A 14,310-nucleotide genomic window follows, 5' to 3' on the forward strand; every position below is an offset into this window, starting at 1 on the left:
AAATTTGGGATTTGGGGGATTTGTGGGATTTGTGGGAGATTCTGCGAAATTTGCAGAATCTGCGGGATTTTGGGGATTTTTTGTATTAGATTCTGCGGATTTCGTGCGATTCGCAGAATCTCGTGTAAAATTTGAAGTTTTCGCAGAATCTAGCGCAGAATCTGCGGGATTTTGGGGATTTTTCGTATTAGATTCTGCGAATTTCGCAGAATCTGCGTGATTTTTGCAATTAGATTCTGCATTTTTTGCAGAATCTTCGTTATTTAGCGCACCGCGCCGTTCTCTCTCTCTCTCTCTCTCTCGTAGCGTTTCATTAAAGGTTTCATCGAAAGTCTAAAAAATCTCATTTGCAAAATCCTCATTTGTGAAATTGAAAAGATGAAATTATAGCAAATTTATCCCAAAAATAGTGCCATTTCATCGGCGATGAAGTAGTTTGTGGCGTAGATTTTGCCATTTTTGATGCGAATCTTATCGCTGTCAAGCAAAATTTTTAAGCGATTTTGATTTGCGATTAGCGCGGGATTCACGCCTACTTCGCTACGAAATCCCAAAAAGATTTTTTCTAATCTTATGTCGCTTTGACTTAAAATCTCGCACCGCACGGACAAAGGATTTGCCAAATACGCGCCAAAGTCGCTTTGCTTGTAGATTCGCGCCACTTGCAAATCGCCTTCAAATCGCGCCCTTTTGCCAACCGCCCCAAGCCCCACGCCGATATAGTCGCGATACGCCCAATAGCCTAAATTGTGGCGACTTTTTTGCAAGTCATCACGCGCAAAGTTTGAGACTTCGTATTGCCTAAATCCGCGCAAATCCAAAAACTCTTTTAGCTCGTAGCATAGGGAGGATTCGCGTGTGGGATTTTTGCCATTTGCAAAAAATGCGGAGTTTTTATCAATGCTTAATGTGTAGCAAGAAATATGCCCCACGCCCAAATTTAGGGCAGATTCAAGCTCAAATCGCAAGCGTTTAGGCGAATCCAAAATCGTGTCATAAATCAAATCAATGCTTGTTTTCACGCCACATTTTAGGGCGGATTCGATGAATTTTCGTGCGATTTTTGGGCTATGAGTGCGCTCCAAAAGGCGCAGTTTATCATCGCAAAAGCTCTGTGCGCCGATGCTGAAACGATTCACCCCCAAATCTTTAAATGCGTTTAGCGTATCAATGCTTGAAACATTTGGGTTTAGCTCCATTGTGATTTCGGTATTTGGGGCGATTTTTGGCTCTAAAATGCGAAAGATTCGCTCATAATCGCTTGGATTTAAAGTATTTGGAGTGCCACCGCCTATGTAAATGGAGTGAAATTTTTGGGATTTTTCGCTTTGATTAGAATGACAAAAAGTTAGCAAATCAATTTCATTTTTCAAATCCGCGCACAACGCATTCAAATATTTTTGCTTAAAATTTAGCATATTTGTCATCGAGTTAAACCCGCAGTATCCGCACTTTGACGCACAAAATGGTATGTGAATATAAAGCAACATTTTCTCATTCTTAATATTTTTTTTACGAAAAATTTTATAAAATCCGCTTTTAAAAATCAAATTTTATGGATAAATCAAGTGAATCTAAATGAATACCGCCCAAATGTCGCCGCTGTGATATTATCAGAGCGATACCCCGAAGTGTGCGAATTTTTCATCGCAAAGCGGTGCGATATGAGCAAAAAAAAGTGCATTTGGCAATTTCCGCAAGGGGGGATTGATGAAGGTGAATCGCCGCAAGAGGCGTTATTTCGCGAGTTAGATGAAGAGATTGGCACAAATAAAGTTGAGATTTTAGCGCAATATCCGCAGTGGCTATCCTACAACTTCCCGCCATCGGTGATAAAAAGCAAAATGTATCCATTCAAAGGGCAAAGGCAAAAATATTTTTTAGTGAAATTAAAAAGCGACTCTACAATCAATCTAACCACGCAAATACCGGAGTTTGATAGCTATAAATTTGTCCCATTTGAAAGCGTGCTAGAAAATGTCGTGTATTTCAAACGCAGAATCTACAAAAAAGTGCTAGAATATTTCAAAAAAGAGGGGTATTTTTAAATGTTAATCGTGCAAAAATTCGGCGGGACGAGCGTTGGCGACTGCGAGCGCATTCAAAATATCGCAAGGCGCGTGGTTGAGAGCAAAAAAGATGGCGTAAAACTCGTAGTTGTAGTCTCAGCAATGAGTGGCGAGACAGATAAGCTAATCGCCTACACAAAGCATTTTAGCGCCCTGCCAAATGAAAGAGAAGTCGATAAGGTTTTAAGCACGGGCGAGAGCGTGACAAGTGCGCTTTTGGCGATTGCGCTAAATGAGCTAGGGCATAAGGCAATTTCGATGAGTGGGCGCGTGGCGGGGATTTACACAGATTCAGCGCACACAAAGGCAAAGATTAAGGGCATTGAGACGAGCAATATTTGCAAATATTTGGACGATGATTTTATAGTCGTCATCGCGGGATTTCAGGGCGTGGGCGATGATGGATTTATCACAACTTTGGGGCGAGGTGGGAGCGATTTAAGCGCGGTGGCGTTAGCGGGGGCGTTAAAGGCGGATATTTGCGAGATTTACACCGATGTCGATGGCGTTTTCACCACCGACCCGCGAATCGAAATAAACGCCAAAAAAATTGACAAAATCAGCTATGATGAAATGCTAGAACTCGCGTCTCTTGGGGCAAAAGTCTTGCTAAATCGCTCCGTTGAGATGGCAAAAAAATTAGGCGTGAAAATCATCACACGCAATTCTTTTAATCACAACGAAGGCACAATTATCACAAACGAGGGGGAGATTATGGAGAAACCTATCATTTCTGGCATTGCGCTAGATAAAAATCAAGCACGAGTTAGCATTATCGATGTCGATGATAAGCCCGGCATCGCAGCGGAGCTTTTTAGCGCACTTGCGGAGGCGAATATAAATGTAGATATGATTGTCCAAACAATCGGGAGAGACGGCAAAACCGACATTGATTTCACAATCCCAAAGACGGATATTGAGCTATGCAAAAAGTTGCTAAATGACTACAAAGAAGTCGCGCAAGGCATCGAGTATGATGAAAGCATCGCCAAAGTCTCAATCGTGGGGCTTGGTATGAAAAGCCATTCAGGCGTGGCGGGTAAAACTTTTAGCACGATGGCAAATGAAAATATCAACATTATGATGATTGGCACAAGCGAGATTAAAATCTCAATGATTATTGATTTGAAATACGCAGAGCTCGCCGTTCGCGCACTTCACAGCGCGTTTGGATTAGAGAAATAATGCTTTTGAATCTAGCGTTTAAAGGGCGAAAATGAGCGAAAATACAAATGTCCGCTTTGCAAATTGGACGCTTGGAGTGTTGCGAAAAGAGAATACTTTGGCACTCTCTTGGCTAGAAGAAATCCGCTATGAGTGGTGCAAGGTGGCATATCACTTCATCGATAGCGTGATTCATAAAGGCAGTTCGATTATTTTATGCACAGATTCAAAGCGCGAGTGGTTTGGCAGATATATTTTGCAACATATAAATATCGCGAAGTCTCGCCCGCTACTGCCGATTTTTTACATAAATAGCGTGGTTGAAAATAGCGTGGATTTAAACACGCAGTTGATGGAGGATATGTTTAATATCGCCTTTAAAAATCACATAGTTTGGTATATCGGGCGGACGGATAATCGCCTATCCACCCTTGCAATCGAGCATCAAAATAGTTTCATTTGGGCATTTGATAGCAACTTGCACACGGCGTTTCATTTAGATTCTGCGCCGGGCGTGGATATAAAACTCTTGCAACTTTATGATTTGCTAGATAAAAGTATCGATGCGATAATGTTTGGCGAGATAAATTATGAATGAAATAATCATCGCAAATGACATCTTTGCAAAGGTGCAGATTCTGCGAGATAGTATCCAAAATACGCGAATCTTTCCCATTTCGCCTGATGAATTTAAAAAAGGCGAGTTTAAGATAAAACACGCAAGGGAGGCGATAAATGAAAGCACAATCGCTGAATCTTCGCTCAAAACAATCATTTTAGTCGGCGAAAAGTTCAACATCGAAGCGCAAAACGCCCTTTTAAAAGTCCTAGAAGAATCGCCGCAAAATGTCAAATTTATTTTAGTTACAAAATATAAAAGCGCGATTTTGCCGACAATCTTATCTCGTTTGCTGATTAAAAACGAGCGCACAAAAAGCGACATTTTGCCCTTTGCGCTTGATGTGTCGCGCCTAAATTTGGAGGGGATAATGGCGTTTTTGGATACTATTAACCTTCAAACTAATATACCGAATTTTTTAAATACTGCGGATGCTGAAATCAGGCGCGAAGAGATTCGCCTAAAAGTCGCAAGTCTGCTTTTTGCCGTGAGAGAAGCGGGACTGTCGCTAAATGAGAGAGAACTCGCCTGTTTTGATAAAGCGATAAGAGAGATTGAATCTTATGAGCAACCAAAATACATTTTTCTAAAACTACTACTAATGCTTTTGGAGCACAATAAACGAGCGCGAAAATAGCGCGAGATTCTGCGTTTTTTGGCGAAAATTATGCGGATTCTGCGCTAGATTCTGCGATTTGCGAAAATCGTGCAGATTCTGCGTTTATGATTTTTTTCGTCATTGCGAGATTCTGCGATTTTATGATTTTTTTCGTCATTGCGAGACTTGCGAATGCAAGTCGTGGCAATCCACAAAATAGATTGCTTCGGCACTTCGTGCCTCGCAAAGACAAAGTGCGGTAGATTCTGCGTTTTTAGCAAAAATCACGCGAGATTCTGCGATTTTGGCAAAAAATCTCGCATTAGATTCTGTGTTTTTGCCAAAAATAGCGCAGAATCTCAAAATAATTGCTGTTCGTTTGATGATGGTATCAATTCTATCTCGCTCTGCTCTATTCCATAAATGACAAAAAAATGATATTTTTCAAGCATAAAATATTTTAGCAAATCATCATTATTTTGATAAATTTTCACTTCAAAATCGCCATTAGATTCTGCGAAGTTATCAAAATTTTGATTGCTTAAAATTAGCGTTTTGCCCCATTTTGCATTTTGCGTGAAAGTGATATATTTTTGAAACAAATCCATATTTTTACTCGCATAGATAAATCGCATAGATTGCCCGTAGTGCGACTTTTGCGCCGAAGTGTTGATAAAAATCGGGAGCAATAAATCCTCATCAAAATTTATCTTAAAATCAATATGACGCATTTTGAAAAAATACATAATATCATTTAGATTGCTAATAAAAATGCTTGGCAAAACTAACTCATAGAGTTTATTTTCATACTCGATTTTTAGCTCAAAAAGCGTTTGATAATTTATCTTAAAAATAAAATTTCTTGTATTTTTTATAGATTCTGCGTCAAAGAAAATCACCTCAAAATCAATAAAAATCATTCTAAAATGTAGCACCTCAACTAACTCAAAAATATCCCTTGCAAATGCGATATTTTTATCCCGCGCCATCGCCTTTGCAAGGGCGAAATTCGCAGAATCTAGCGCAAAAATCTCAATGCCATTTGTCAGCTTTGCGTATTTTGCGAACTTATGAAGGGCAATCTCCAAATTTTCAACCAAAATAAACGCCACCCACTCATCGCTAATCTCGCAATGCACTTCGCTTACAATCGCATACGCACCGCGATTTATCGCCTCATCTAACTCGCCTTTATCGCGCAAAATAAAAATATCGCCCCGCATAATGCGGTGCAAATGCGTGGTGACATTGCCTAAAAGGTGCGCCTGCGTGGCGTTACAGACTTTCCCGCCGATAATCTCTACAAAATCATCTAAAAACATTTGAATCCTGCGTGTTTATGGCACATTAGCTAATCTTGCTTCCTGCATTTGAATCTGCAAAAAGCAACTTTACACCGCTTGAATCTTCTGTGGTTAAAAGCATTCCGCAACTCTCAACGCCCATAATTTTGGTTGGTTTTAGATTTACAATCGCGCAAATATGTTTGCCAATAAGCGATTGCGGCGCGTAAAATTGCGCTATGCCTGAAATAATCTGTCGTTTCCCAAACTCGCCAAAATCGATTTGAAAAACTAATAATTTTTCGCTTTTTGGGACGCGCTCGGCGTGGAGAATCCGCCCCACGCGAATGTCGATTTTTTTAAAATCATCGATTTTTATGGGCGCATTGTCATTTTGAGCCGTAGGCGAAAAATCTCTTTTGTTTTTTTGAGTTTCTTCGCTTCGCTCAGAATGACAAAGAGATTCTGCGCTTTTAGATTCGTGCGAATTTGCCTCCGCACTCAAATCTTTTGCCTCAATAATATTTTCAATTTTTGGGAAAAGCGGGGGGATTTTGGTAAGGTTGAAGCGATTTAAATACTTGCGATTTTTAATCAAATCAGCGTAAGATTCAAGCGAAATCCCAAGCGAATGCGCCATCGCCTCCGCACTTTTTGGCAAAATAGGATAAAGCAAAAGCGCGGATTTTGCCAAAATATTTGCGATAAAAACTAGCAGATTCGCCACTTCGCGCACTCTGCCCTCTTTTATCATAGCCCACGGCTCAAAGCGCGTAATTAGCCCATTTGCCAAATCAAAAAGCTTCCAAAGTTCCTCCAAATAGCGATTTGGCGTCATATTTTCCATTAGATTATCAAGCGAATCAATAATTGAATCCACGCTTTTTTGCTCAAATTTTAGCCCTGTAAAATCCTGCGCCTCCAAACGCAAATCAAAATATTTCTCACTCATTCCAAGCAATCGATTTAGCAAATTTCCCAAACTATCGCTTAACTCGGCATTTGCACGCTCTACCAAAGCACGAATCGCAAAGTCGCCATCTTGCCCAAAAGGCACTTCTCGTAAAAGAAAATATCGCAACACTTCTACTCCATAAGCGTCCGCCACCGCCTTTGGATTTATCACATTGCCGACACTTTTGCTCATTTTCGCGCCCTCAATTAGCCACCAGCCGTGCGTGAAAATGCGCTTTGGCAAAGGCAGATTTAGGCTCATCAAAAACGCGGGCCAAAAAATCGCGTGAAATTTCAAAATATCTTTGCCGACAAAATGATGTGCATTTTCAAAAAGCGACATTTGATTTTTGCGCGTATTACCAAATCCTAGCGGTGTGATATAGCTTAAAAGCGCGTCCAACCACACATAAATGATATGCGAAGTATCTTTTGCGCTTTGTGGCAGGGCGATTCCCCAGCTAAAAGTGGAGCGCGTGATAGATAAATCGCTCAAACCATTTTCGACAAATTTGATGATTTCATTGCGCTTAAATGCTGGCAAAATGACATTTGGATTTTCCGCATACCACGCCAAAAGTCGCTTTTCATATTTGCTTAACGCAAAAAAGTAGCTCTCTTCTTTGATTTCTTTTGTAATCTTCCCACAATCTGGGCATTTTGCGCCATCAATTAGCTGTCTTTTTGTGAAAAATGTCTCGCAGCTCACGCAGTAATTGCCCTCATACTGCCCTTTGTAAATATCGCCTTTTTGTTGCATAATCTCAAAAGCGCATTTCACGCCCAAATCGTGGTAATCATCAGTCGTGCGGACAAAGTAGTCATAGTCGATTGCAAAGTTATCCCACAGAGTGCGAAATTTCGCGCTAATCTCATCGGCGTATTGTTGCGGGGCTTTGCCTTTTGCCTTCGCGCTATTTTCGATTTTTTGCCCGTGCTCATCAGTGCCTGTTAGCAAAATCGCGTTGTTGCCTTTAAGGTTTTGATATTTTTTAAACATATCGGTTGCGATTGTCGTGTAGGCGTGTCCTATGTGCGGAATGTCATTTACATAGTAAATGGGCGAAGTGATAAAAATGTCTTTCAAATTACAATCCTTATTCTGTATTTTTCTTGTCATTCTGAGCCGTAGGCGAAGAATCTAAAAAAATAGATTCTTCGCTCCACTTCGTTCCGCTCAGAATGACAAAAAAGAGAGATTCTGCGAATTTCGTTTTAGATTCTGCGATTCGTGTGCCAAACGCAGAATCTATCATAAATTCTCTATCCATCAAAGTCAAAATAGCCACTTTCGCCATCATTCATACTTTGATAGACGGCATCGACATAGCTTTTTCGCAATTCACAGCCGATAAGATTCGCGCATTTTAGGCACGAATCTACGGCATTTTGATTTTGGCAGGATTCTAACTCCACTATCTTTGAATCAATCTCGCCAATATTTTCTTTTACCGCGCCATCCATTGCAAACCCCTATTTATACGCTAATTTCACGCGCTCTATTTCGTATTTGCTACCAAAAAAGCAGGGCGTTTTTTGGTGAATCGAATCTATTTGCAAATCCAAAAGGCGACTTTTGCCACTAATCGCCCCTCCACCAGCGCGTTCAAAGATTAGCGCAAATGGCAAAACCTCAAAAAGCGCACGAAGTTTGCCATTTGGCGCGTCCGTTGTCGATGGATAGCTAAAAAGCCCCCCGCCTTTGATTAAAATATTGTGCAAATCTGGCACCATTCCGCCACTATATCGCAATCGGTAGCCCTCCAAAAATAGCGATTCAATCAAAATCTTATGATTCGTGTGCCAATGCTTTTGAGTGCCACCGGGCGCGTTTATTTTGCCCTGCTCTTTTAGCATTAGATTGCCACTAAATCGCCAATGCGCCCCATCATACACGAATCTTGCGACATCTTCTTGTGCGACTATCAGCTCCAATCGCACGCCATACAGCACATAGCCACTTGCGATTAGATTTTGTGCGCTAAATTCGCCATTGTAAATGCCAAAAATGCTCCCCACGCTAAAATTTGAATCCACAATCGATGAGCCATCAAGCGGGTCAAATGCCACCAAATACGCGCCACCGCCGTTTTCTTTGTAAATGGCATTTTCCTCTTCCTCACTTGCTATGCCTTTGACAGCGTCCAAACTCAAAAGCGCGTTTTTAAAAATCTCATTTGCTTCCACATCTACGCTTAATTGCAAATCGCCCGTGCTATTTTTGCTACCACCCGAATCAACATTTGCGTAGTCAAAATTTGCCTTTTTCAAAATCCTATCAATCTCTAACGCGCTATGTTTTATCGCGCTGATTATCGAATCTAACATAATTTCACCTTTTAAATCTCTAACTTATTTGCGACTAAATATCGCGTGATTGCGTAGTAAATCGCGCATTTTATGACATTAAAAATGCTTGTATAAGCCCATAGCGTCATAAATGCAGACGAACTCTCCCCAACGGCTACCACAATAATCGCGCTTATTATGCCCTCAATCGTGCTAAAAAACAAAAATAGCGCGATTCCGCATATCACTTTAAATCGCGTGATTGCGCCGATATGCAAAATCGCCAAAATAAAAAGCACAAGCGCACTCATCGCAAAAATGCTAGTAATTTGTGTGATGATAGAAAGTGCCATCAAAAATGGCGAATCCATAAAATTGCCTAAAAGTCTCACCAAGCCACTTAATTCAGACGAAGTCGTAGCAAGGATTAACGCCCACAAGCCAATCACAACACCACTCAAAATCACATAAATCGAGCTAACCAAAATCTTTGAAGTCAAAATCGCATCTACACTCACAGGCAAAGCAAAAGTCAAATATCCATCGCTTGTAAAAAGGCGATTGTAAAGCAAACGAATGATAGTGATTGCCAAAAAAGCGATAGATAGCAAAAATCCAAGTGGCATTACAAATAGTAGCAACAGCCACGCCGCCGTAGAAGATGAATCCGTAATAATCGCATTTGAAATCGCCATAAGTGCGAGTAAAACGCCATTTATTAACACAATGCTATAAAAACTCTCCAAAAAATCATATTTTAGCAATTTGCCAAATCTATGAAAAACACCATAATTAGAATAATTAGATGGATTGGTTTGATTCATACTAATTCCTTAAAAATATCTTCTAAATTTTTATCGCCGTATTTTGCTTTGAGATTCGCAAGCGAATCATAAGCCACAACTTCGCCATAGCGCAAAAAAATCGCACTACTTAAAATGCTCTCCACATCGCGCACAAGGTGCGTTGAGATGATAATAGATGCGTCTTTGTTGTAATTATCCAAAATTAAGCGAAAAATCAAATCCCGCGCCTTTGGGTCAACCCCCGCAATCGGCTCATCAAACATATAGATTTCCGCATCACGGCTTAAAATTAGGCAAAGTTGCACCTTTTCTTTTGTGCCTTTGGATAGCGATTTGAATCGCGAATCCAAATTTATATCCAACTCCCTAAATAACGCCAACGCACGAGCTTTATTAAAATCATCAAAAAAATCGCCAAAAAATTCTAATAACCTTGCAATGCTCCAAGATTGTGGCACGAAATTGCTATCTGGCAAAAATGCGACTTTGCCTTTGGATTCGACATTTAGATTTTGCCCTAAGATTCGCACTTCGCCGTTGTAATTATTCACCAAACCATTGATAATTTTTAGCATTGTCGTTTTGCCCGAGCCATTTGGTCCCAAAAGCCCGACAATTTCACCCCTCTCAATTTTGAGATTGACATTATTTAGCGCGTTTGTCGCGCCGTAATTCTTGCATAAATCGCGTATTTCTAGCACATAATCCATATTTTCCCCTAAAAATTAAAAGCGAAATTATAGCGCAATTTAACAATTTTTATATTATAATCGCAAATTTGTTTCAAAAAATTCAAAGGACGCAAATGCCTATTTTGCCAAAAGATAATCATTGTTGCGGGTGTAGTGCGTGTTTTAACGCCTGTCCGCACGATAGCATTGCGATGATTCGCGACTTTGAGGGATTTTATATCCCAAGCGTAAATCAAACCACTTGCACAGAATGCAAATCCTGTGAAATCGCCTGTCCCACTTTGCCTTTTCTAAACTTTGCACCCTATAACGCAGTGGCAAAAAAATCGCAATTTCCACTAATGGCAATTAGCGCAAACACCATAGGGGGGGGGGGAATCGCTATTTAGATTCTAACAAATCTTGCGAATCTAATGATTTGTCATTACAAGATTCGCTCTCCGATTCGTCATTGCGAGATTCGCAATGCGATTCAAATCAATCCAAACCTTATAATTCCCCTTTCCTTGCGAATGTGGATTCGCACAAATATTCCCCCTCCCTTGCGAATGTGGATTCACACAAACCTTCCCCCTCCCTTGCGGAGGGGGCTAGGGGGTGGGTAGAATCCCTCCCCTTCCACTTCCACAAAAACTCCCCCAAAGATTCCCAAACCCTAGCATTTTCGCCAAAAATAGAGAGATTCGCCGAGCCAAAGGCATTTGCACTCAAAGCAAAAGATGACGCGTTGCGCCTAAATTCTAGATCAGGCGGTGCATTTAGCTTAATCGCCGAGTATGTGTTAAATCGCGGTGGCGTGGTGTTTGGCGCGAGTTTTGATGAAAATCTAAATGTCGTCCATAGATTTATCGAATCGCCCACCGAGCTAGACATTCTCCGCCGTAGCAAATATGTCGAATCCTTTATCGGCGATACTTACAAACAAGCGCGGGATTTTCTAAAAGCAGGGCGAATCGTGCTTTTTAGTGGTGTGCAATGTCAGATTCACGCGCTAAACGCATTTTTGCGAAAGCCTTATGCGAATCTACTTACAATCGAAGTGATTTGCAACTCTGTGCCAAGCGCGAAAATTTGGGATATTTATAAAGAGAGTTTGCTTGAATCGGACGATGAAAAATTGATAGATTTTAATTTTCGGGGTAAAAATCTAGGCTGGGAGAATTACTCCATAATTGCCACGACAAACAAAGAGCAAAAAATCATTCCAAACGCCCATTCACCTTATCTTTACAACGCTTGGGCTACGCATATCATCACGCGCAAATCTTGCGGTAATTGCTACTCAAAGGGCTTTGTAAGCGGGGCAGATTTTACGATTGGCGATTTTTGGGGGATTCGCGAGTATCACGCGGATTTTGTCGATGACAAGGGCGTTAGTTGCGTTTTGGCACACAATCAAAAGGCGTTAGAGATTTTAGATTCGTTGCAAGATTTGGCGCATATCATTGCCACCACTGCGCCTATTATCACGCTTGGCAATCCCGCCGCGCTTCGTAGCAACGGCACTCACGCGAATCGCGACTCTATTTTGCGCGAAGTTATAAACGCCTATTCGCACACCAAAGACGCCAAAAAGGCAATGGCGATTTTAGCGCAATACGCACAAAATCCAAATCCCAAAATAACGCCATTGCGCCATTATTATTTGGTGTGGAAAAACGACCCACTTCGCAAAACCATCTCAAACGCTTTAAAAAGAGCGCGAAAGTGGCTTTTAAACCAAAAAAAACTAAAGGATTGAAAAATGAAAAAAGTTAGAATCGTTACATTTTGTGATACTTTATGTAACTACGGGCAGGTGCTACAAGCATTCGCATTGCAAAGATTTTTGCGAGATAATTACAAGGATTTTGAAGTAAAAGTCTTTTATGTAAATATATACAATGCGAATCAAGCGACACAATCGACAAAAAGGCATTTTTGGACTATTGCTTGTGAGCGATTAAATACTTTGCGGAGATATTTTAATGCTTATGTGCTGTGCCTTGATAAATACGACAAAAAGATTCGGCGCAATAAAATAGAAACGATAAAAACGGCTTTGCGTGAAGTTTTGCAAGAATCGGGAATCTTTAATGATTTTGGATATTGGGCGCGAGTTAATATGCTTGATAAAAAGCGCGGATTCGAGGAATTTAAGCGTGAATTTATTGCGCTTCATAGCGAATCATTGCAAGATTTTCGCGGATTCGCCCCTGAATATGACGCGGATTGTTATATCGTGGGGAGCGACCAAGTGTGGAATACTGATTTAACGAACATAATGGATTTTTACACACTAGAATTTTTGCCACAAAATCACAAATCGCGCAAAATCTCTTATGCGGCGAGTATCGGCAAACCAAAATTTGGTAGCGATGGCGAAAAGGCGTATTTCAAAAACGCGCTATCAAAATTTGATGCGATTTCATTGCGCGAATCGTGCAATATTGCCACTTTAAAAGAGATAGGTTTGCAAAGCGTTTGTGTGCCTGACCCAAGTCAGCTTCTCACAAAAAACGACTATGAAAAGCTAATTGATTCAAGCATAAAAAATGGCGAGTTTGATTCGCGCATAAGCGATGGCAAGATTCGCAAGGATAGCATTTTTATTTATTGGCTTGGTACATCGCATATTAATATGATTAAATTTGCTAATTCTTTAAAAACAAAAAATAAGCTAATTTGCGTTGATTTAGCGCACCAAATTGATTTGGATAGCGACTTTGCGCCTACACCGCAAGAATGGTTAGCGTGTGTGAGAGATGCTAAAATGCTAATTACAGATTCGTTTCATGGATGCGCTTATGCGATAGTTATGAATACGCCATTTGTTGCGCTAAAACTTGGCAAAGAACGGGATGGAAGGAATACGCGCTTTTATCATCTATTAGAACTTTTTGGTTTGCAAAATCGCCTTGTGGATAATTTGAGCGATTTGAGAACCCAAATAAAAACGCCCATAGACTTTGAATCCGTAAATCAAAAGCTAGATTCGTGGCGCAATGTGGGCATAGAATTTTTGGAGCGGAATTTAAAAGATTTATAAGCTATAATTGCGCTTTAATTTTGCATTTTGGAGATTTTATGGCAAAACGCATTATGATTGCGCCTAGTATTTTGAGTGCGGATTTTGGGCGATTAGATGATGAGATTTCGGCGATAAATCAAAGCGATTGCGAGTTTTTGCATATCGATATAATGGATGGGCATTTCGTGCCAAATCTCACTTTTGGCTTGTGCGTGGCAGAAGCGATTGCCAAAAAAAGCAAAAAGCCCCTTGACATTCATCTAATGGTCCAAAATGCGGAGTTTTTCATCAACTATTTTGCCCCGCTCAAACCCGCATTTATCAGCTTTCACGCCGAATCGGAGTGCCACATAAATCGCACGATAAATCTCATCAAAAGCCACAACATAAAAGCTGGTATCGTCCTAAACCCGCACACTTCGCAAGAGTGCCTTGAATATATTTTGCGCTATATGGATTTGGTGCTACTAATGAGCGTAAATCCGGGATTTGCCGCACAGAGCTTTATTTCGGGCGTTTTGGAGAAGGCAAAAAAGGTGCGAAAAATGATAGATGCGCAGAATCCACGCTGTCTGCTTGAAATGGATGGCGGAATCTGTGATAAAAATATCGATTTAGTCAAAGATTCTGGTGTGGATTTGGTGGTAAGTGGGAGCTATATCTTTGGCAATGATGATTACCAAAAGGCGATAGATTTATTGAGGTAGTTTTCGCGCGAATTCGCAGAATCTGTGGATTTTTACCGCTAGATTCTGCAATTTTGTGGAATTTTCGCAGATTCTGCGAGGGCATTTGGCGATTTAATATTTTATTATTTTAAGCAAAA

The 14,310-nt window shown here is 40.6% G+C and carries 18 protein-coding genes; 9 read left to right on the plus strand and 9 right to left on the minus strand.

From position 1 onward, the window contains the following. Positions 1-220: hypothetical protein (locus ACWIUE_RS11545; protein WP_454136934.1), on the plus strand; the 220-nt coding region annotated here is incomplete at its 5' end. A 175-nt stretch (positions 221-395) separates the two neighbouring features. Here ACWIUE_RS11545 and hemW read toward each other — a convergent pair. Continuing rightward, the gene (gene hemW, locus ACWIUE_RS11550; RefSeq protein ID WP_454136935.1) at positions 396-1,487 is read right to left on the minus strand and encodes a radical SAM family heme chaperone HemW; all 1,092 of its coding nucleotides are present in this window, start codon (positions 1,485-1,487) and stop codon (positions 396-398) included. Between the two features lie 72 nt (positions 1,488-1,559). On the opposite strand from hemW, the gene ACWIUE_RS11555 reads away from it, so the two are divergent. Genes ACWIUE_RS11555 through ACWIUE_RS11570 form a run of 4 tightly spaced genes read left to right on the plus strand, consistent with a single transcriptional unit; the run spans position 1,560 to position 4,489 of the window. Next, positions 1,560-2,048: an RNA pyrophosphohydrolase gene (locus ACWIUE_RS11555; RefSeq protein WP_454136950.1), complete on the plus strand. Its 489-nt coding sequence runs from the start codon at positions 1,560-1,562 to the stop codon at positions 2,046-2,048. Beyond that, positions 2,049-3,254 (plus strand): aspartate kinase, encoded by a 1,206-nt coding sequence (locus ACWIUE_RS11560; protein ID WP_454136936.1) that lies wholly within the window; start codon positions 2,049-2,051, stop codon positions 3,252-3,254. A gap of 31 nt (positions 3,255-3,285) precedes the next feature. Continuing rightward, positions 3,286-3,831: a HobA family DNA replication regulator gene (locus ACWIUE_RS11565; RefSeq protein ID WP_454136937.1), complete on the plus strand. Its 546-nt coding sequence runs from the start codon at positions 3,286-3,288 to the stop codon at positions 3,829-3,831. After that, positions 3,824-4,489 (plus strand): DNA polymerase III subunit delta', encoded by a 666-nt coding sequence (locus ACWIUE_RS11570; protein ID WP_454136938.1) that lies wholly within the window; start codon positions 3,824-3,826, stop codon positions 4,487-4,489. Before ACWIUE_RS11565 ends, ACWIUE_RS11570 begins: the two co-directional genes overlap by 8 nt. Before the next feature lie 135 nt (positions 4,490-4,624). Here the strand turns inward: ACWIUE_RS11570 and ACWIUE_RS11575 are convergent, their stop codons facing one another. The 8 genes from ACWIUE_RS11575 to ACWIUE_RS11610 are packed head-to-tail and all read right to left on the minus strand — an operon-like array spanning position 4,625 to position 10,492. Further along, on the minus strand, positions 4,625-4,813 hold the full coding sequence (locus ACWIUE_RS11575; protein ID WP_454136939.1) for a hypothetical protein: 189 nt from the start codon (positions 4,811-4,813) through the stop codon (positions 4,625-4,627). Continuing rightward, the gene (locus tag ACWIUE_RS11580) at positions 4,810-5,772 is read right to left on the minus strand and encodes a hypothetical protein (protein WP_454136940.1); all 963 of its coding nucleotides are present in this window, start codon (positions 5,770-5,772) and stop codon (positions 4,810-4,812) included. Before ACWIUE_RS11580 ends, ACWIUE_RS11575 begins: the two co-directional genes overlap by 4 nt. Before the next feature lie 25 nt (positions 5,773-5,797). After that, positions 5,798-7,807: a methionine--tRNA ligase gene (metG, locus tag ACWIUE_RS11585; protein ID WP_454136941.1), complete on the minus strand. Its 2,010-nt coding sequence runs from the start codon at positions 7,805-7,807 to the stop codon at positions 5,798-5,800. Beyond that, on the minus strand, positions 7,785-7,985 hold the full coding sequence (locus ACWIUE_RS11590; RefSeq protein WP_454136942.1) for a hypothetical protein: 201 nt from the start codon (positions 7,983-7,985) through the stop codon (positions 7,785-7,787). Before ACWIUE_RS11590 ends, metG begins: the two co-directional genes overlap by 23 nt. Further along, positions 7,951-8,151: a hypothetical protein gene (locus ACWIUE_RS11595; RefSeq protein WP_454136943.1), complete on the minus strand. Its 201-nt coding sequence runs from the start codon at positions 8,149-8,151 to the stop codon at positions 7,951-7,953. The genes ACWIUE_RS11590 and ACWIUE_RS11595 overlap by 35 nt, the downstream gene beginning before the upstream one ends. A gap of 9 nt (positions 8,152-8,160) precedes the next feature. Beyond that, positions 8,161-9,015, minus strand: a complete 855-nt coding sequence (locus ACWIUE_RS11600) for a class 1 fructose-bisphosphatase (RefSeq protein WP_454136944.1) — start codon at positions 9,013-9,015, stop codon at positions 8,161-8,163. Positions 9,016-9,026: 11 nt separating this feature from the next. Next, positions 9,027-9,800, minus strand: a complete 774-nt coding sequence (locus ACWIUE_RS11605; protein WP_454136945.1) for a hypothetical protein — start codon at positions 9,798-9,800, stop codon at positions 9,027-9,029. Next, on the minus strand, positions 9,797-10,492 hold the full coding sequence (locus ACWIUE_RS11610; protein ID WP_454136946.1) for an ABC transporter ATP-binding protein: 696 nt from the start codon (positions 10,490-10,492) through the stop codon (positions 9,797-9,799). The genes ACWIUE_RS11605 and ACWIUE_RS11610 overlap by 4 nt, the downstream gene beginning before the upstream one ends. 95 nt (positions 10,493-10,587) lie before the next feature. Between ACWIUE_RS11610 and ACWIUE_RS11615 the strand changes: the two genes are divergently transcribed. The 4 genes from ACWIUE_RS11615 to rpe are packed head-to-tail and all read left to right on the plus strand — an operon-like array spanning position 10,588 to position 14,191. Further along, positions 10,588-10,863, plus strand: coding sequence for a 4Fe-4S dicluster domain-containing protein (locus ACWIUE_RS11615; RefSeq protein ID WP_454136947.1), 276 nt, complete (start codon positions 10,588-10,590; stop codon positions 10,861-10,863). A 29-nt stretch (positions 10,864-10,892) separates the two neighbouring features. Further along, positions 10,893-12,215 (plus strand): Coenzyme F420 hydrogenase/dehydrogenase, beta subunit C-terminal domain, encoded by a 1,323-nt coding sequence (locus ACWIUE_RS11620; RefSeq protein ID WP_454136948.1) that lies wholly within the window; start codon positions 10,893-10,895, stop codon positions 12,213-12,215. A 3-nt stretch (positions 12,216-12,218) separates the two neighbouring features. Beyond that, positions 12,219-13,502 carry a polysaccharide pyruvyl transferase family protein gene (locus ACWIUE_RS11625; RefSeq protein ID WP_454136949.1) on the plus strand — a complete coding sequence of 428 codons (1,284 nt, stop codon included), beginning with the start codon at positions 12,219-12,221 and terminating at the stop codon, positions 13,500-13,502. A 50-nt stretch (positions 13,503-13,552) separates the two neighbouring features. Next, positions 13,553-14,191 carry a ribulose-phosphate 3-epimerase gene (rpe, locus tag ACWIUE_RS11630; protein ID WP_454136951.1) on the plus strand — a complete coding sequence of 213 codons (639 nt, stop codon included), beginning with the start codon at positions 13,553-13,555 and terminating at the stop codon, positions 14,189-14,191. Positions 14,192-14,310 lie beyond the last annotated feature (119 nt).

It is taken from the genome of Helicobacter sp. 23-1045 (assembly GCF_053654655.1).